The organism is Flavobacterium flavipallidum (assembly GCF_038289905.1).
Lineage (GTDB): Bacteria > Bacteroidota > Bacteroidia > Flavobacteriales > Flavobacteriaceae > Flavobacterium > Flavobacterium flavipallidum.
Window position 1 is genome coordinate 87,161 of record NZ_JBBYHU010000009.1, and the last position, 19,752, is coordinate 106,912.

The following is a 19,752-nucleotide window of genomic DNA, read 5'->3' on the forward strand; positions in this document are numbered from 1 at the left end:
AAAGAATAAACAAAATATATAAAAAATGAGTACAATTCCTTGGCAAGACAGACCCGAAAATAACAATGACATTATGTGGAGATATTCTGAAAATCCCATAATTGAAAGATATGCTATTCCTTCATCAAACAGTGTTTTTAATAGTGCTGTAGTTCCTTTTGGAGATGGTTTTGCGGGCGTTTTCAGATGTGATAATAAGGCTGTGCAGATGAATATTTTTGCAGGATTTAGTAAAGACGGAATCAATTGGGAAATTAATCATGATCCCATTGTAATGCAGTCTGGAAATACCGAAATGATTGAATCTGCCTATAAATACGATCCACGTGTGGTGTTTATTGAAGATCGTTACTGGATTACTTGGTGCAATGGATATAACGGACCTACAATTGGTATTGGTTATACTTTTGATTTTGTAGAATTTTTTCAATGCGAAAATGCCTTTTTACCTTTTAACAGAAATGGAGTTTTATTTCCTCAAAAAATTAATGGAAAATATGCCATGTTAAGTCGTCCAAGTGATAATGGTCACACTCCTTTTGGCGATATTTGGATTAGTTTTAGTCCGGATATGAAATATTGGGGAGAGCATCGTTTAGTAATGAAGCCAACTCCTTTTGAAGATAGTGCTTGGCAATGTACAAAAATTGGTGCAGGACCAATCCCAATTTTAACGGATGAAGGTTGGTTAATGATTTATCACGGTGTAATTAATACTTGTAATGGATTCCGTTATGCAATGGGAGCTGCTATTTTAGATACAGAACAACCTGATAATGTAAAATACAGAACGCAACCTTATTTATTAGGTCCAGCGGTAAATTATGAGCAAGTTGGTGATGTGCCAAATGTAGTTTTCCCGTGTGCGGCTTTACACGATTTAGAAGAAGATAAACTAGCTGTTTATTACGGAGCGGCTGATACAGTTGTTGCTATGGCATTTGGAAAATTAAGCGAAGTAATTCAGTTTACAAAAGATAATAGCTTGTAAAAAGTATGATTAGTAAAATTAAAAGTATTGTGTTTGTTTTAGGTTTCATTTCCTCTATTGGCTTTGCCCAATCCAAAGGAATTGTACCCAAAAACTATGTAGCTTACAAAACATCAGAAAAGATCCAAATTGACGGTGATGAATTAGAAACTTCATGGTCAAAAGCAGAGTGGACAGATGCTTTTATTGATATTGAAGGTGTTGAAAAACCTAAATACAATACAAAGGTAAAAATGCTTTGGGATAATAAAAATTATTATATCCTGGCAAAAATTCAAGAACCACATGTTTGGTCAAATTTGAAACAACACGATACCATTATATTTTACAATAATGATTTTGAAGTTTTTATTGATCCTGATGGTGATACTTTTAATTATTACGAGTTAGAAATCAATGCTTTGAATACGGCTTGGGATTTGTTTTTAACCAAGCCTTATCGTGAAAAAAATGTCGTGCTAAATGATTGGAATATTACAGGATTGCAATCGGCGGTAAAAATTCAGGGGACTTTAAATAATCCTGCTGATACAGATGAAGGATGGACTTTAGAAATTGCAATTCCATGGGCTTCATATCAAAAATCTTTTGGAGAAGATAATGTTCCAAGAGATAAATTCTGGAGAGTGAATTTTTCAAGAGTCAATTGGCAACACGATATTGTAAACGGTAAGTACGAACGCAAAAAAGATGCTTCAGGTAAATATTTACCGGAATACAATTGGGTTTGGTCTCCACAAGGCGTTATAAACATGCACGAACCTGAAAAATGGGGTTATGTATATTTTACTTCTAAAGAAATTGGAAATAAAGTAACTTTTACAATCCCTCAGGATGAAAAAATTAAATGGGAATTGTTCGAATTGTACAGAGCTCAAAAACAATATTTAGCCAAAAATAAAAAATGGGCCGTAGCGATTAATCAATTAACAAAAAGTGAGATTAAAGTTGGTACAAATGTTATAACTCCTAAATTAGAGAACCATAGTTTTGGTTGGAATATATCAGTAAAAAGTCCTTTTTCAAACAAGACTTTTATCATCAAAGAAGATGGTCAGTTTATTGAAAAATGATACCATTAATGAAAATTAAAGCATAATAAAAGAATGAAATTAAGTCTTTACATAGTGATTATCAGTTGTTTTTTTGCTTGTTCTACTTTAGAAACTAAAAAGAAGAGCAAAGCAGAGGATACTAAAATTATAGGGTACGTAGCAGGTTATGAGGATTTTGACCCCGCTAAGGTTGATGCAACTAAATTAACTCATGTTAATTATGCTTTTGCAAATATTGTAAATGGCAACGTTCAATTTGAATTAGCTACTGATGATGCTAAAATCAAAGCATTGATGGGACTTAAAAAGCAAAATCCTTCATTGAAAGTCTTATTTTCAATAGGTGGATGGGTTTGGTCTGATCAGTTTTCTAATGTTGCTGCATATCAAAATTCGAGAGAACAATTTGCGAAAAGTGCGGTAAAATTGATGAAAAAATACGGATTTGACGGAATTGATATTGATTGGGAATTTCCGGGACAAAGAGCCGAAGACAATGTGTTCAGACCATCCGATAAAGAAAATTTTACGTTGTTACTAGCCGAATTACGTAAACAGTTAGAAATAAAAACCACTTCAGATAAAGTTCATTATTTATTAAGTATTGCTTCGGGAGCTGATCAAAATTATTTAGATCATACCGATTTAAAAGCGGCTCAAAAATACCTGGATTACATTAATATCATGGGTTATGATTTTTATAATGGTTGGATGTATCAAACCGGACATCATGCTAATTTAAATGCATCAAAATTTGAAAAATTTGGTGGAGATAATTTAACTAAAACAGTTGATGCCTATTTGAAGACAGGAATAACTGCCGATAAAATAGTTGTTGGGATTCCTTTTTACGGAAGAAAATGGTCTAAAGTAAATCCACAAAATAACGGTTTGTATCAATCGGCGCAAACGGGTGCTGAGATTATTGCTTATTGGAAAATTAAAGAAGAAATAGCTACCGGAAAATACAAACAGCTTTATGATGAGTCGGCAAAAGCTTCTTATTTGTGGAATGAAAAAGACGGCATTTTTATTTCTTATGAAACGCCAAATGAGATTGAATTGAAAGCAAATTTTATTAAAACTAAAGGTTTAGGTGGAGCCATGTTTTGGGAATACAGTCTGGACAGTAAGCAGGAATTACTGAACACGCTTTTTGAAAACATGAAAAAATAGTTTTAATACTTACATACAGAAAAATTAATTATGAAATATATTCAACTATTATTTTTAGGATTAATCATCACGGCTTGTTCGAATAAAATAATCCAAAATTCAGAAGTGAAACATAAAGCAAAAGATTTTGAATTTGGAGTTTGGATTTCAGCCGATGCTAAACGTAGTGACGAATCTTATAGTGTTGAATTTAAAAAGTACCACGAAGCAGGAATTGACGAAGTTTTAATTAATACAGGTACAAGTCCTGAGTTGTTAAAAAGATTAGTTCCATTGGCTAAAAATGAAGGATTACGAGTTCATGCCTGGATTATGACGATGAACCGACCAGGAGATCAAGTTGCCTTACAACATCCAGATTGGTATATGGTGAGCCGCAGCGGTAAATCCTGTTTTGATGATCGTCCGTATGTAGATTATTATCAGTGGTTGTCTCCAAGTCAACCCGAAGCTCGCCAACATATTTATGACTTATTAGAAGGACTGGCTAAAGTAGAAGGAGTAGAAAGTGTGCACTTGGATTATATTCGTTACCCTGATGTTTTTTTGCCAATTGGTTTGTTGCCCAAATACAATTTGGTTCAAAATACTGAATTACCGGATTATGATTTTGATTATTCAGATGCCAGTGTCAATGCTTTTATGAAGGAATTTGGCAGAGATCCAAGAAAAATGGAACATCCCGAAATTGATATGGAATGGAAGCAATTTCGTTTAAATCAAATAAGAAATGTAGTCAATCACGCTTATGAAATTGCCCATAAATATGGAAAAAATCTAACTGCAGCAGTATTCCCTTATCCGGAAATGGCTGATCACATGGTGCGACAACGTTGGGATAAATGGGATATTGATGAGGTTTATCCAATGATTTATCATAACTTTTATAATGAAGGAATTAATTGGGTGGGTTTTGCAACTCAACAAGGAGTGACTGATTTAAAAGGAAGAATCACAAAAGTTAATACAGGAATTTATATTCCCGGAATAGAAAATGAAGCCGATTTAAGAAAAGCTATTTTGACAGCTAAAGAAAACGGCGCTAAAGGTGTAGCATTTTTTGATGGAAATGCCATATCTGATGCTTATTTGAAAGTAATCAAAACTACTAAAGAAAGTCTAAAATAAATTGCAAACTAAATCTAATTACTAACTCAATCTAAGACTATGTCAAACAGAAGAAATTTTATTAAAAAAACTACTTTAGGAACCATAGGCTTAGGTACTTTTATAGGAGTCAATGGAATGACTACGCCAGAGACTCCTTTAAAAAGTGCTTCAAAAAAAGTCAAAAAACCTGTTGTTATTTCGACTTGGAATCATGGTTTGCCAGCTAATGAGGAAACTTGGAAGCAAATTAAAGCGGGAAAAAAAGCTTTAGATGCGCTTGAAGCTGGCTTGAGAATTCCGGAGGCTGATCCTAAAGTACGAAGTGTAGGTTACGGAGGCTATCCGGATCGTGAGGGAAAAGTAACTTTGGATGCCTGCATTATGGATCATAACAGCAATTGTGGTTCAGTATCTTTTTTAGAAGGGATTATGCATCCCATTTCGGTAGCTAAAAGAGTGTTAGAAAACACACCACATGTAATGTTGTCTGGATCTGGAGCGTTACAGTTTGCACTTTCTGAAGGATTTAAAGTGGAAAACCTATTAACTCCTGAAGCCGAAAATGATTGGAAAAAATGGTTGGAAGAATCTAAATACAAACCCGTTATTAATATAGAAAATCATGATACCATTAGTATGTTGATGATTGATGCAGAAGGAAATCTTGCCGGAGGTTGTACGACTAGCGGAGCGGCCTGGAAAATGCATGGACGTGTCGGTGACTCCCCAATCATCGGTGCGGGACTTTTCCTGGATAATGAAGTAGGAGCTGCAGCTGCAACCGGTTTAGGTGAAGCCGTAATTAGAACCGCCGGTAGTGCTATGGTGGTTGAATTAATGCGTCAGGGGAAATCGCCATATGAAGCTTGTAAAGAAATTACGGAACGTATTTATGAGAAACATAAAAACCACCGTGATATGGAATATCTACAAGTTGGATTTATTGCATTAAATAAAAATGGGGAACACGGAGCTTATAGTTTGCGTTCAGGTTTTAATTATGCTATTTGCGATGACGAAAAAGGAAACAGAATGGAAGATGCAAAGTTTAAAATGACTTGGGATAAATAATTTTACAGAAATTAAAAATAAATACAAAGCCAAATAAAGAATATAGAAGCCTTTTAAAATAAATAATTTATGAGAATAATTAAAACTACGATTGCCTTGTTTTTACTTCTGATTACGACTTCGGTTGTGGCACAGGAAGACATAGCTATTATACCTAAACCGGCTCATACAGAAGTTAAAGATGGAAAGTTTCAATTTTCTTCAAGTACTAAATTCATTGTAAAAGGGGATTCACAAAAGGAAATAGTAGAGGTATTGATCGCTAAATTTCAATTGGCAGCAGGATGGAAACCTCAAATTTCAAATAAGAAACCTAAAAATAATTTTATCGAATTTAAAGTTGATAAAAACCTAAATAGAGAAGCTTATAAATTAGAAGTTACTTCAAAAAGTATCCTAATAACAGCAAAGGAAAATGCAGGTTTTATTTATGCTTTGGAATCCATCCGACAATTATTACCTACCGCAATTGAAAGTAAAAAAACAGTTGCTAATGTAAATTGGTCTGTTCCTAATGTGACAATTATTGATGAACCTCGCTTTCAGTGGAGAGGTTTAATGTTGGATTTATCGCGTCATTTTTTCGATAAATCATATATCGAAGCCACAATTGACCGTTTGGCAATGCTAAAAATGAATGTATTGCATTTGCATTTAGTAGACGATCAGGGATGGCGAATGGAGATTAAAAAATATCCAAAATTAACCGAAGTTGGTGCTTGGCGTGTTAATCAGGAAAATTTAATATGGAATGCTAGATTAACGACAAATCCTGATGAAAAGGGAACTTATGGCGGATTTTTAACTCAGGAGGAACTTAAGGAAATTGTAAAATATGCTCAAAAGAAAAATATCGAAATCATTCCTGAAATCGAAATGCCGGCTCACGTAAGTAGTGCTATTGCTTCTTATCCTGAATTGGGTTGTTTTAATCAAAGAATTGGGGTTCCATCTGGTGGACTTTGGCCATTAACTGATATTTATTGTGCGGGTAAAGAAACGACTTTTGAATTTTTACAAAATGTAATTGATGAAGTAATTGCCATTTTCCCTTCGAAATATATTCATATCGGTGGCGATGAAGCTACTAAGACTAATTGGGAAAAATGTCCTCATTGTCAAAAAAGAATTAAGGAGGAACATTTGAAAGATGTCCATGAATTACAAAGTTATTTTGTAAAACGTATGGAAAAATACATCAATTCAAAGGGAAAAAGAGTTATAGGATGGGATGAGATTTTAGAAGGTGGTTTAGCTCCGGATGCTACAGTAATGAGTTGGAGAGGTACTAAGGGCGGAATTGAAGCTGCTGATCAAGGTCATGATGTAATTATGACACCTGAAAATCCTTGTTATTTTAATTTTTATCAAGGTCCTCAAAACGAAGAACCTCTGGCCTTTAATGCTTACAATTTTTTAAATGAAGTCTATAAATTTGATCCTGTAGTTGACTCTATGTCACCAAAAGAAGCTGCACATGTTTTGGGTGGACAGGCTAATTTGTGGGCAGAATATCTAGCTACACCAAAGGATTCAGAATACATGATTTTTCCAAGGTTGGCTGCTTTATCCGAAACACTTTGGAGTCCAAAAGATAATCGTAGCTGGAATGATTTTACTTCACGATTATTCCCTTTATTAAAACGTTATGATTATTTAGGAATCAATTATTCAAAGAGTGCTTATTTGGTAACTGCAACTTCAACAGCTTATTTAGCTAACAAATCAATAAAAATTGAATTAAAAAATGAGTTTCCTAATCCGGATATTCGTTATGTATTGGGAGATAAAAGTATTGAAGTTGATGCAGTAAAATATATGAAACCAATTGAAATAAAGGAATCTACCGTTTTAAAAGCTTCTTTATTTCAGGATAATAAACCAGTTGGTAAAACATTTACTGATTCGATTGTTTTTCACAAAGCCTTTGCCAATAATGTAAAATACAATACCCTTTACAATTCAAATTATAAAGGAGATGATCATACACTTGTAAATGCTATCCGCGGAAGCAAAAATTTCCACGACGGACAATGGCAGGCTTGGTTAGTTGATGATATGGATGTGGTGATTGATCTGGAAACTACAAAAACAATTAGTGAGGTGACTTTAGGTTCTTTAGAAAATCAAGGAGCCGGAATCTATTTTCCTACTGAGATCAAAACATTTGTATCTACAGATGGTGTTAATTATAAAGAAGTTGGAAAAGTAGTTCACCCATTTGCCATCAATTCTTATGTAGAATTAAAAGATTTTAAGATGAACTTTAAACCTACTGCAGCAAAATTTGTAAAAGTAATAGCTACTAATTTGAAAAAAAGTCCTAAAGGAGATAGTTCCTTTATGTTTTTTGATGAAATTGTAGTGAAGTAACTATTCAATTTTAGGTTTTATAAATGTATAATTTGGAACAAAGAATGAACAAACTATTATTTAAATTCGGAATAGTATTAATGTGTTTGATGCCGCTTTTCAATCAGGCGCAAACAAAAGGATTTTCTATTGCTAACGGAGAATTCAAACAGGATGGAAAAATTGTTAAAATACATTCAGGAGAAATGCACTATGAACGTATTCCAAAAGAATATTGGAGACATAGATTGCAAATGCTTAAAGCAATGGGTATGAATACGGTGGCGACTTATGTATTTTGGAATTATCATGAAGTAGCTCAGGGAGTTTGGGATTTTAAAACCGGAAATAAAAATTTGGCTGAATTTATTCGTACAGCCAAAAGTGAAGGATTGTATGTAATTTTGAGACCAGGACCTTATGCTTGTGGAGAATGGGAATTTGGGGGATATCCATGGTGGTTACAAAATAATCCTGATTTAGTAATTCGCACTAATAATAAAGCCTTTTTAGAAGCTTGTAAAAGCTATTTGGAGCATTTGTCTGCCGAGGTAAAAGGCCTTTTTTCTAATCAGGGAGGACCAATTATTATGGTTCAGGTTGAAAATGAATTTGGTTCGTATGTTTCTCAAAGAACAGATATCAATTCTAACAATCATAAGGAATACAAAACGGCTATCTACAATATGTTGAAATCCACTGGTTTTCAGGAGCCTTTTTTTACTTCTGACGGAACTTGGTTGTTTGAAGGTGGAGCTGTTGACGGAGTTTTGCCAACTGCTAATGGAGAATCAAATATTGAAAATTTAAAGAAGCAGGTTGATAAATTTCATAAAGGTCAGGGGCCTTATATGGTAGCGGAGTTTTATCCGGGATGGTTGGATCATTGGGCAGAACCATTTGTAAAAATCGGTTCTGAGGAAATTGCAAATCAAACCAAAAAGTACTTGGAAGCCGGCGTATCTTTTAATTATTATATGGCTCATGGAGGGACTAATTTTGGATTTACTTCTGGTGCTAATTATAATGAAGAAATGGATATTCAGCCTGATATTACAAGTTATGATTACGATGCACCAATTAGCGAAGCGGGTTGGACAACACCAAAGTTTTTAGCTATTCGTGATGTCATGCAAAAATTTTCTAAAACAAAATTACCAGCTATACCTGAGAAAATTCAAGTAGCAAAATTCCCTAATCAGCCTGTAAAATCAAGTATGGATGTTTTAAGCTGGATTAAAAAGGAAAAAGCAGTTGTAAACGATCAACCTTTAACTTTTGAGAAACTGGGTCAGGGTAATGGTTATGTTTTGTATCGAAAAAGATTCACACAACCTATTTCAGGTACTTTGAAAATCCAGGGATTAAGAGACTTTGCTACAGTTTATGTAAACGGGGTTAAAGCAGGTGAGTTGAACAGAGTTTTCAAAAACTACGAGTTGCCAGTTACCATTCCTTTTAATGGAATTTTAGAAATTTTGGTGGAAAACATGGGACGTATTAATTATGGTGCCGAAATTGTTCACAATACTAAAGGAATTATTTCTCCAGTTGTAATCAATGAATATGAAATTACCGGAGGTTGGGAAATGTATAAAATGCCAATGAGTGAAGTTCCAACAGTTAAAAATGAAACTATCAAATTAGGACGCCCCGTTTTATATGAATCCATTGTAAATATTGATAAACCTGCTGATACTTTTTTGGATATGTCAGCTTGGGGCAAGGGAATTGTATTTGTAAACGGACATAATTTAGGACGCTATTGGAAAGTAGGACCGCAACAAACATTATATGTACCAGGTTGTTGGCTGAATAAAGGAGTAAATAGCATTGTAGTATTAGAACAACTAAATGAAAATGCACAAACGCAATTAACATTTACTGACCAACCAATACTTGAAACATTAAATACAGAGACTAAGTAATAACAGATTTAAGAATTAAAATACGAAAGAATGAAAAAAAGCATAGCAATCATAGCATTATTGTTTTCAGTACAAATCTTTTCTCAAGCCATTTATGAAGATGAGCGTTATGTACCGGAAACCGACCCATTGGTATTGAAAAATTTAGAGGAATGGCAGGGAAAAAAGTTTGGATTGTTAATGCACTGGGGTACTTACAGCCAATGGGGAATCGTAGAATCATGGTCTATATGTCCGGAAGATTATGGCTGGTGTGAGCGTAAAAAAGGCAGCAATCCATCAAATTATAATGATTACATAAAAGATTACGAAGGTTTAAGAAAGACTTTTAATCCCGTAAAATTTGACCCGGAAAAATGGGCCAAAGCGGCTAAATATGCTGGTATGAAATACATGGTCTTTACCACAAAACACCATGATGGATTTAACATGTATGATACTAAATATTCTGATTATAAAATCACTAGCAAAGACGTTCCTTTTCATTCAAACCCTAAAGCTGACGTTTTGAAAGAAGTTTTCAATGCTTTCAGAACCGAAAAAATCTCAACAGGAGCGTACTTTTCAAAACCAGACTGGCATAGTGAATATTATTGGGATCCATATTTTCCTCCTTTTGATAGAAATGTAAATTACGATCCTGCTTTATACCCTGAAAAATGGCAGAAATATGTCGATTTTACGCATAACCAAATTATGGAAATCTTGACTAACTATGGTAAAGTAGATATTTTATGGTTAGACGGAGGTTGGGTTCGTAAAAGAGACCAAGTAAACATCAAAGAAAACTATGCTGAAAAATTTACTGAAAACGAATCTAAAAACGGTTTCATTAAACACAGAGTAGTGGATCAGGATCCTAAAATGGACGAATTAGTAGCCAAAGCTCGTGTTAAACAACCAGGTTTAATTGTGGTAGACAGAGCCGTTCATGGTAAAAACCAAAACTATTTAACTCCGGAAGGACGTGTACCTGCTAAAACATTGCCTTATCCTTGGGAATCTTGTATTCCTGCTGGCGGAGGATGGTCTTATACTCCGGATGCACAATATTTAACAGGACGTCAGGGGATTCATATGTTAGTTGATATTGTTGCAAAAGGTGGAAACTTATTATTAAACATTGCGCCAAGTCCTGAAGGAGAGTGGGATAAAGCAGCTTATGATTTGTTACAGGCTTATGGTGACTGGATGAAAGTAAACAGCACAGCGATTTACAACACTAAACCTATTGAGCCTTACAAAGAAGAAAACATCTGTTTTACCCAAAATAAAGCAGGAAATGTATATGCTTTTTATTTAGCAAAAGACGGAGAAAATAAAATTCCGGCTGAAGTTACAGTAAAATCAATCAGTCCTAAAAAAGGAACTAAGATTACGCTTTTAGGTTCAAAAACGGCGCTAAAATGGACTAAATTTGATAAAGGATTTAAAGTACTAATTCCTGAAAGTTTAAGAAACAATTTGCCTTGTAAAGAAGCTTGGACTTTAAAAATTGAAGCAATAAACCGTTAAGATTGAAACCTATGGTTTTAAAAAATAAAAAAATTATTCAGGCAGCATGTATTTTGTACATGCTGTTTGTTAACAGCACTATTTCTGCACAGCAACCGGCTGATTTTGTCAACCCAATAATTGGGACATCCAACTATGGTGCGGCTTTTCCCGGGCCTATTGCACCACGCGGAATGGCCAGTATTAGCCCGTTTAATGTTTCCGGACCTCAAAATAGACCTTTGGAAAAAGACAGTCAATGGCTTTCAAATCCTTATGTAAATGAGAATACTTTTTTGACGGGTTTTAGTCAGGTAAATTTGAGCGGTGTGGGTTGTCCTGAATTGGGTGTAATTTTAGTAATGCCAACCACAGGTGAAGTAGAAATAGATCATTTAAAATACGGTTCTACTTATTCTAACGAAGTAGCCAAAGCAGCTTACTACAGTGTAAACATTGATAAATACAATGTAAAAGGTGAATTTACTGCTTCAAAACGTGTTGGTGTAAGCCGATTCACTTTCCCGAAAGGACAATCGAATGTTTTATTAAATCTGGGTGTTGGTTTAACCAATGAAGAAGGAGCCATGGTAAAAGTGGTTTCGAATACCGAAATTGAAGGAATGCGTTCTGTTGGTTCGTTTTGTTACAACAGTCCCGAAGATGCTTATCCGGTTTATTTTGTAGCTAAATTTTCTAAAGCTGCTGATAAATTCGGAGTTTGGAAAAAACCTGCTAAATATAATGGAGTAGAAGCGCAATGGATGGGTTACAACGGAAAAGCGAGAATAATGGAAAATACAATCAAAACCGTTGTGGGAGATAGTATTGGAAGTTATTTTACCTATAAATTCGACAAAGAAGAAACGGTTGAAGTGAAAATTGGTATTTCCTATGTCAGTATCGAAAACGCACGTGAAAACTTAGCAAAAGAAGTGGGTGACAAAGTTTTTGAAACAGTTTACAAAGAAACCTACGACGAATGGAATGAAGAATTATCTAAAATTGCAGTTGAAGGAGGTTCTAAAGATGACAAAACGATATTTTACACCGCTTTGTATCACACATTAATTCACCCCAATACTTTAAATGATTTTAATGGTGAATTTCCGGAAATCAAAAGAAGTAAAATAGGTAAAACTGATGGTACTCGTTATACCGTATTTTCATTATGGGATACCTATAGAAACTTACATCAGTTGATGTCTTTAGTCTATCCAAAACAACAATCGGATATGGTGAAAAGTATGATTCAAATGTATGATGAAAACGGCTGGTTGCCTAAATGGGAATTGAATTCAACCGAAACATTTACTATGGTGGGCGATCCTGCAAGTATTGTAATTGCGGATACTTATCTGAAAGGAATCCGTGATTTTGATGTTCAAAAAGCGTATAAAGCCATGCTGAAAGGAGCTGATCAAATGGAGAATAATCCGCTTCGTCCGGGATTAAAAGATTATATTCAAAAAGGTTTTTTAACTACAGATAACAGAGGTCCGGTTTCGACAACACAGGAGTACAATATTTCAGATTATGCAATTTCACTTTTAGCGGATGCTTTAGGGAAAAAAGCCGATGCGAAACGATTTAAAGCACGTTCCTTATCGTATCGAAAATTATTCGATAAAAATTTAAAATTACTTCGTCCAAGAATAGCTAATGGAAACTGGTACGAGCCTTTTGATCCAAATTCGGGTGCTAATTTTGAAGAAAATGTTGGTTTTATCGAAGGTAATGCGTGGCAATATAATTTTATGGTTCCGCACGATATCAATGGATTAAAAAAATTAATGGGAGGAGATAAAGCTTTTTCGGCACAATTGCAGAAAATCTTTGATAGCAAACAATTTGATATGGCCAATGAACCGGATATTGCCAATCCTTATTTATTTAATTATGTAAAAGGTGAGGAGTTCAAAGCTCAGGAAAATGTAAAAAGACTGGTACAGGAATATTTCCAAAACAAACCAAAAGGATTGCCAGGAAATGATGATACAGGAACGATGTCAGCTTGGTTAGTGTATTCAATGATGGGAATTTACCCAATTGTTCCGGGAGAACCTGTTTATACGATAACTGCGCCAATGTTTGATAAAGTAACGATCAAACTTGATCCTAAATATTATAAAAATAACAGTATTGTAATCGAAAAAGAAGTCAATACCGATGGAAAAATCAAAGCAATACAATTGAACGGAAAACCATTGAATAGTTATTTCATTTCCCATGACAATTTGGTAAATGGTAAAACTTTAAAAGTGATTCAGAATTAAAAAATACGCCTAAAATATGTTAGAATTAAAAATTAAAAAAACAGCTATTCTTTTTGTGATGGCTGTTGGTTTTAGTCAAGCTGGCTTTGCTCAAAAGAAATATCCTTATCAGGATTCCAAATTGCCTGTTGAGGAAAGAGTAAAAGACCTGTTAAGCCGCATGTCTCTTGAAGAAAAAGTACGTCAGATGGACATGTACCGAGGTGATTTTTTTAAAGAGAAAGATGATTTCGCTAAAGGTAAATCGGCTGAAAAAATTGGGAAATTAGGAATTGGAGCGATTCATGACCTTTATCCTCGTTCGGCAAAAATGATTAATGATTTACAGACTAATGTCATCAAAGGGAATCGTTGGGGAATTCCGGCTTTGATTATGTGTGAAATGCTTCACGGCTATTTAGACGAAGGAAGTACGGCATTCCCAATGAACATCGGACTTGGAGCAACTTGGGATACTGCGTTGATGAAAAAAGTAGGAGGCGTTATCGGGATGGAAGCCCGTGCTCACGGAGTACATTTTGGTTTTGGACCTAATTTAGATTTAGGACGTGAACCAAGATGGGGAAGAGTAGCTGAAACTTTTGGTGAAGATGCTTACCTGAATAGTGAAATTGGTTTAGGATTTATCCAAGGATTACAAGGAGATGATTTAAAATCAGATCGTTCTATTATTGCTGAACCAAAGCATTTTGCCGTTCACGGTATTCCACAGGCGGGAGGGAATTCGTCGCCAATTTTGGTTGGAGAGCGTTCTGCACGTGAAGATCATTTACCTTCTTTCGAAAAAGCCTTTAGAAAAGGTGGTGCTTTAGGAACAATGTGTGCTTATTCTGAATTAGACGGAATTCCTTGTGCTGCAAATCATTGGTTATTAACGGATGTTTTGAGAAATGAATGGGGTTTCAAAGGACTTGTTGTATCCGATTTAGGAGCTATTAAATACATCCAAACGACTCATAAAGTGTCTGATTCTCCAAAAGAAAGTATCAGAGAAGCGGTTTCGGCAGGAGTTGATATGCAGTTTTATGATTTTTCAAATGAATTCTGGCAAAATACAATTGTTGAATTAGTAAATGAAAAGAAATTAACAATGGAAAATATTGACCGTGCCGCGGGTGATGTTTTACGTTTGAAATTCTTATTAGGATTATTTGAAAATCCTTATACTGATAAAAACTTGATTAAATTGCGTTTTCATACGCAAGAAAATCAAGCTGTTGCTTTAGAAGCTGCCCAAAAATCGATGGTTTTATTGAAAAATGAAAACAATCTGCTTCCATTAAAAAAAGACCTTAAAAACATTGCAGTTATTGGACCAAATGCTAATGCTTCGAGATTGGGAGGTTATTCTCCAAAAAATAGTGTTGGTGTAACTGTTTTTGAAGGAATTCAGCAATTGGTAGGAAAAACAGCTAATGTGGTTTATGAAGAAGGGGTGCCACTGATCATAAAAGGACAGGCGATTCCTTCTAAATATTTATTTACTTCAGATGGATCTCAAAATGGATTAAAGGGGGAATATTTTAATAATAGAAATTTAGAAGGAACTCCAGCTTTAACTCGTATTGATAGCCAATTAGAGTTTGACTGGCCCTGGGCGCCTGGTGATGGTGTAAATGTGGATGATTTTTCTATTCGTTGGACAGGTTATATTCAATCAGATAAAGCTTTTGACGGATGGTTAGGTTTAAGTTCAGATGACGGAATCAGAATGTGGATTGACGATCAATTGGTAATAGACAACTGGACAAAAGGTGCGACAAGTATCGTAACAACTCCAAAAAATATTGAAGCAGGAAAAAAATACAAAGTTCGCATTGAAATGTGGGAAGGAGGCTGGGGAGCCAGAGCCCATTTGCGTTGGAATCTGGAAAAAGTAAATTTACAACCAGCAGTTGAAGCAGCAAAAAAAGCAGATGTTGCCGTTGTTGTTTTAGGAGAATCAAACGAATTGGTTGAAGAAAACAGAGATGTTGCCGATTTGAATTTACACGGAATGCAACAGGAATTAATTGAAGCCATTCAAAAAACCGGAACTCCTGTAGTTTGTGTCTTATTGAACGGTCGTCCATTATCCACTAACTGGATTGCCGAAAATATTCCAGCTATTGTAGAAGGTTGGTTTCCTGGAGAGAAGGGGGGTAGAGCAGTAGCGGATGTATTATTTGGTGATTACAATCCAGCGGGAAGATTGCCTATTACAGTTCCTAAATCGGTTGGACAATTGCCAATTTATTACAATCAAAAACCATCTGCTATTCACAGATATGTTAGCGAAAGCGAAAATCCATTATTTACATTTGGTTACGGATTAAGCTACACTACTTTTAAATATTCTAATTTAAAATTGAATGCTAACGAAATTAAAACAGATAATGAAATTAAAGTAGTGGTAGATGTAAAAAATACTGGTGACAGAGACGGAGAAGAAGTAGTGCAATTATATATTAATGATGTATATAGCAGTACTACAACACCGGAGAAAACATTGAAAGGATTTAAAAGAATATTCATTAAAAAAGGAGAAACACAACATGTAGAATTTACATTAACTCCTGATGAATTATCCCTTTGGAACCGAGAAATGAAAAGAGTTGTAGAACCGGGTGATTTTGAAGTAATGGTGGGAGGAAATTCTTTTGATTTGAAAAAAGCAACTTTTAAAGTTCTAAAATAATTTGTTTTTTCAATGTTAGGAAGTAATTATTGTATCCTAAATTTATGAATTACTTTTTGTAAAAAAACATAACAATTTTATAAACCAGCGAATCCTATTCGCTGGTTTTTTTTTGTTCAAAAAAAAGACTGGTTTTAATCATGAATTTTCTTTTTTGAAAGTTGTGAAGCCCTTTTTTTTGTAGGACTTTTGGATGTTTTACAGGTTTCTTTTTTTTGTATTTTAATTCTTTTGAAAAAGGATGAATAATGTTAAAATTACATCATTAAATTCTGATTTTTAAGATTTAATTTTGCTACATAAGACATAAATAAACATGTTTTTTCGCAAGAAATAAGTTTGTTTTAGAGCTTGAAAATCATTTGTTTTTAGGAAAAAATTCCCAACGTCTATCCAAAATTGTTGTTGGTCGAAATTATGACATAGTAACAATTTATAATAATAAATTTAACAAACAATTAACCTCAGGCTGGTTGTTCAAAAAACAAATTAATAACTCAAAAACCAAATTATGAATCAAAATGTATTAAAACTACTGTTTGTGTTTTGCTTGTTCGGGTTTCAATATGCTCAAGCCCAAATTACAGTAAAAGGGACAGTAACAGATGCTAAAAGCGGTGTGCCATTGCCGGGAGCAAACATCATTGTTAAGGGGACAACAAATGGTGTATCATCAGATTTTGATGGAAAGTACACAATTAGTGTTCCAAATCAATCAACAGTTCTTGTATTTTCTTTTATAGGTTCTGTACCAAAAGAAGTTGCTGTTGGTTCTTCTACGGTAATTAATATTTCATTATCTGAAGATGCGCAACAATTAGGGGAGGTAGTTGTTACAGCTTTAGGTATTAAGAGAGAGAAAAAATCTTTGACTTATTCGGCACAAACGGTGTCAACTAAAGAACTTTCTGAAGCAAGATCTTTAAACGTTGCGAACTCGCTTTCTGGAAAAGTAGCGGGTCTTAACTTTTCAACTACTGGTTCAGGAGTAGGAAGTTCTTCCAGAATTACATTAAGAGGGAATCGTTCTCTTACAGGGAATAACCAACCTTTATATGTTATTGATGGGGTTCCTATGGATAACTCAGTAACTTCTCCGGCTACAGATATTGGAGGAACTACAAGTTTTGATGGAATTTCAAATATCAACCCTGAAGATATTGAAAGTATTACTGTATTGAAAGGTCCTTCGGCAGCTGCTTTATACGGTTCACGTGCTAGTAACGGGGTTATCGTTATCACTACTAAAAGTGGATCTAAAGAAGGAAAACCAAAAATTTCAGTTTCTTCAAATTTTATGGCATCTAATGCTTATAATTTGTTGAATCAACAAAATGTTTATGGTCAAGGTGCAGGAGGAGTTTATAATCCTTTATCCAAAACTAGTTGGGGACCAAAAATGGAAGGTCAGTCAGTTGCAGCATGGCAATTAAGTCATAACCCTAATTATGATGGTCCGGCTACTTATGCATTTACCCCACAACCAAATAACTCTTCAGACTTTTTTAAAGGTGGTTATAACTGGTCTAAAAATTTAACAGCTTCAATGGGTAATGAAAAAACGCAAGGATATTTTTCATATACTAATACTACAGCTGAAGGAATTGTAATTGGTAATGAATTGGATAGACATAACGTTAATTTACGTTTAACGAGTAGTTTAACAGACAAATTAAAATTAGATGTTAAAACTAATTACATTAATCAAAAAATTGAAAATGCTATTGGTGCAGGTGAAGGTGGAATTGGTGAAGCCGTTTACACAATGCCTAGAAGTTTACCTTACAGTCAATACAAAGATTTTGAATATATTGATGATGCTGGGCAAATCAGATATAATTATCCTGATGCAAATACTTTAAGTACTTTGGGAGCAAACCCTTTCTGGTTAGCTAAGAGAAACTTAAGAACAGATGAAAGAAGCAGAATTATCGCTTTTGGATCTTTGACTTATGATTTTACAAAAGAATTAAGTTTAATGGTTAGATCTGGTTTAGATCAGTCTACTAATAAATCTAAAAGTTCCCGTTATGCAGCTGTTGCAATCTTGAATCAAGATTATGGTAGCTATTCAGAGTCGATAGGGGATGTTTTAGAAATGAATACAGATTTCCTTTTGTCATACAAAAAAGAATTAGGTGATTTTAAATTAAATGCCAATTTTGGAGGAAATGCCAGAAATCAAAAAAGTACTGGTTTGAGTAGTGGAGGAACTTTAACGAAGAGAAACTATTTTACATTAACTAATTTACAAAGTACTACTGTGACACCAGAATATAGTCATAAAAAAGTAAATTCTTTGTACGGTTCAGCACAATTAGGATATAAAGACTATTTGTATTTAGATGTTACAGCACGTAACGACTGGGATTCAACTTTGCCAGAAAATAACAGATCTTTCTTTTATCCTTCTGTTGGTTTATCAGGTATTGTTACGGATATGTTAGATATTAATTCTGATGTGTTGTCTTTCTTAAAAGTGAGAGGTTCTTTTGCTCAGGTAGGTAATGCTACAGATCCTTATCTTTTAGCTAACCAATTGTATTTTTATGGTTTTAACGGAGGTGTTGTACAATCTTCAACTTTAAAAAACAACCCAAATCTTAAGCCAGAGATTTCAAGTTCAACAGAATTTGGATTAAATACAAGATTATTTAAAAATAGAATTGGTTTAGATTTTACTTGGTTCCAAACAGATACTAAAGATCAAATTTTCACAATTAACTTACCTGAGTCTTCAGGATATTCAAAACAAGTTATTAACGGTGGAAAAATCCAAAATAAAGGTTTTGAAATGGTCTTGAATGCTAAAATTTTCGATGATGAAAAATTTACTTGGGATGCAACAGCAAACTTTGCAACTTACAGAACAAAAGTTTTAAGTCTTTCAGAAGGACAAGACGAATTAAATCTTTCTACTGGTTACGAAAGGTTAGCACAAACAATTGTTAAAAAAGGTGGAGGTTACGGTGATTTGTACATAAGAGGATTTAAACGTAATGATGCTGGCGATATTATTGTAAATGCAACAAGTGGATTACCTGAATTTACTTCTGGATTTGATGTATTGGCTGGTAGTTTTAATCCAGACTGGACAGCAGGTTTGCAAAACACATTTACTTATAAAGATTTTAGACTTAGTTTCTTGGTAGATTTCCGTATGGGTGGAAAAACAATTTCTTACTCTCAAGCAAGAATGGCTGGAGCGGGTGTTAGTGATATCACTTTAGCAGGTAGAGATGGTTTTGTAGTTAATGGTGTTAATGATAATGGGGATGGTACTTATTCTCCAAATACAACTTCTATTACTGCTGAAAATTATTGGTCACAAGTGGCAAGTAGAGATCCTAAATCAGCAGAGGATTTTGTTTTTGACGCTACGAATATTAGATTAAGAGAAGTTGTTTTAGGATATTCACTTCCAAGTAAATTCTTGAAAAGATCACCATTTACAGCAGTTGATTTCTCTTTAGTAGGCAGAAATTTATTCTTCTTTGTTAATAAAGCGAAATATTTTGATCCAGAACAAGGAGTAAGTGTTGGAAACCTTCAAGGAATAGAATCTTATAACATTCCAAGTACAAGAGACTTTGGATTTAATGTAAAATTCAACTTTTAATAA

11 protein-coding genes are annotated in these 19,752 nt (G+C 34.2%); all 11 read left to right on the top strand.

What is annotated here, in order from left to right; all coding sequences use genetic code 11:
- Nucleotides 1-25: 25 nt before the first annotated feature.
- The 11 genes from AAEO59_RS06775 (at nt 26) to AAEO59_RS06825 (ending at nt 19,749) form a co-directional block, all read left to right on the top strand.
- Nucleotides 26-991: a glycoside hydrolase family 130 protein gene (locus AAEO59_RS06775; RefSeq protein ID WP_066329110.1), complete on the top strand. Its 966-nt coding sequence runs from the start codon at nt 26-28 to the stop codon at nt 989-991.
- Nucleotides 992-996: 5 nt separating this feature from the next.
- Nucleotides 997-2,064 carry a sugar-binding protein gene (locus tag AAEO59_RS06780; protein ID WP_341699981.1) on the top strand — a complete coding sequence of 356 codons (1,068 nt, stop codon included), beginning with the start codon at nt 997-999 and terminating at the stop codon, nt 2,062-2,064.
- Nucleotides 2,065-2,097: 33 nt separating this feature from the next.
- On the top strand, nt 2,098-3,222 hold the full coding sequence (locus AAEO59_RS06785; RefSeq protein WP_341699982.1) for a glycoside hydrolase family 18 protein: 1,125 nt from the start codon (nt 2,098-2,100) through the stop codon (nt 3,220-3,222).
- A 30-nt stretch (nt 3,223-3,252) separates the two neighbouring features.
- The gene (locus AAEO59_RS06790) at nt 3,253-4,350 is read left to right on the top strand and encodes a family 10 glycosylhydrolase (RefSeq protein ID WP_341699983.1); all 1,098 of its coding nucleotides are present in this window, start codon (nt 3,253-3,255) and stop codon (nt 4,348-4,350) included.
- 39 nt (nt 4,351-4,389) lie between these two features.
- Nucleotides 4,390-5,403, top strand: a complete 1,014-nt coding sequence (locus tag AAEO59_RS06795) for an isoaspartyl peptidase/L-asparaginase family protein (protein ID WP_341699984.1) — start codon at nt 4,390-4,392, stop codon at nt 5,401-5,403.
- Nucleotides 5,404-5,472: 69 nt separating this feature from the next.
- Complete coding sequence (locus AAEO59_RS06800) at nt 5,473-7,776, top strand: glycoside hydrolase family 20 protein (protein ID WP_341699985.1); 2,304 nt, start codon at nt 5,473-5,475, stop codon at nt 7,774-7,776.
- A 44-nt stretch (nt 7,777-7,820) separates the two neighbouring features.
- The gene (locus tag AAEO59_RS06805; RefSeq protein WP_341699986.1) at nt 7,821-9,683 is read left to right on the top strand and encodes a glycoside hydrolase family 35 protein; all 1,863 of its coding nucleotides are present in this window, start codon (nt 7,821-7,823) and stop codon (nt 9,681-9,683) included.
- A 30-nt stretch (nt 9,684-9,713) separates the two neighbouring features.
- The gene (locus tag AAEO59_RS06810; protein WP_341699987.1) at nt 9,714-11,198 is read left to right on the top strand and encodes an alpha-L-fucosidase; all 1,485 of its coding nucleotides are present in this window, start codon (nt 9,714-9,716) and stop codon (nt 11,196-11,198) included.
- An 11-nt stretch (nt 11,199-11,209) separates the two neighbouring features.
- A complete protein-coding gene (locus AAEO59_RS06815) occupies nt 11,210-13,453 on the top strand; it encodes a GH92 family glycosyl hydrolase (protein WP_407934923.1) in 2,244 nt (747 codons plus the stop codon).
- A 16-nt stretch (nt 13,454-13,469) separates the two neighbouring features.
- Entirely contained in the window at nt 13,470-16,130 is a 2,661-nt protein-coding gene (locus tag AAEO59_RS06820) for a glycoside hydrolase family 3 C-terminal domain-containing protein (protein WP_341699988.1), read from the top strand.
- 511 nt (nt 16,131-16,641) lie between these two features.
- Complete coding sequence (locus tag AAEO59_RS06825; protein WP_341699989.1) at nt 16,642-19,749, top strand: SusC/RagA family TonB-linked outer membrane protein; 3,108 nt, start codon at nt 16,642-16,644, stop codon at nt 19,747-19,749.
- Nucleotides 19,750-19,752 lie beyond the last annotated feature (3 nt).

Excerpts from the sequence above, each read along its gene's own strand:
- AAEO59_RS06780 (WP_341699981.1), top strand. The coding sequence starts at position 997 with ATGATTAGTAAAATTAAAAGTATTGTGTTTGTTTTAGGTTTCATTTCC.
- AAEO59_RS06785 (WP_341699982.1), top strand. The coding sequence starts at position 2,098 with ATGAAATTAAGTCTTTACATAGTGATTATCAGTTGTTTTTTTGCTTGT.
- AAEO59_RS06810 (WP_341699987.1), top strand. The coding sequence starts at position 9,714 with ATGAAAAAAAGCATAGCAATCATAGCATTATTGTTTTCAGTACAAATC.
- AAEO59_RS06775 (WP_066329110.1), top strand. The coding sequence starts at position 26 with ATGAGTACAATTCCTTGGCAAGACAGACCCGAAAATAACAATGACATT.
- AAEO59_RS06825 (WP_341699989.1), top strand. The coding sequence starts at position 16,642 with ATGAATCAAAATGTATTAAAACTACTGTTTGTGTTTTGCTTGTTCGGG.
- AAEO59_RS06820 (WP_341699988.1), top strand. The coding sequence starts at position 13,470 with ATGTTAGAATTAAAAATTAAAAAAACAGCTATTCTTTTTGTGATGGCT.
- AAEO59_RS06790 (WP_341699983.1), top strand. The coding sequence starts at position 3,253 with ATGAAATATATTCAACTATTATTTTTAGGATTAATCATCACGGCTTGT.
- AAEO59_RS06815 (WP_407934923.1), top strand. The coding sequence starts at position 11,210 with ATGGTTTTAAAAAATAAAAAAATTATTCAGGCAGCATGTATTTTGTAC.
- AAEO59_RS06800 (WP_341699985.1), top strand. The coding sequence starts at position 5,473 with ATGAGAATAATTAAAACTACGATTGCCTTGTTTTTACTTCTGATTACG.
- AAEO59_RS06795 (WP_341699984.1), top strand. The coding sequence starts at position 4,390 with ATGTCAAACAGAAGAAATTTTATTAAAAAAACTACTTTAGGAACCATA.
- AAEO59_RS06805 (WP_341699986.1), top strand. The coding sequence starts at position 7,821 with ATGAACAAACTATTATTTAAATTCGGAATAGTATTAATGTGTTTGATG.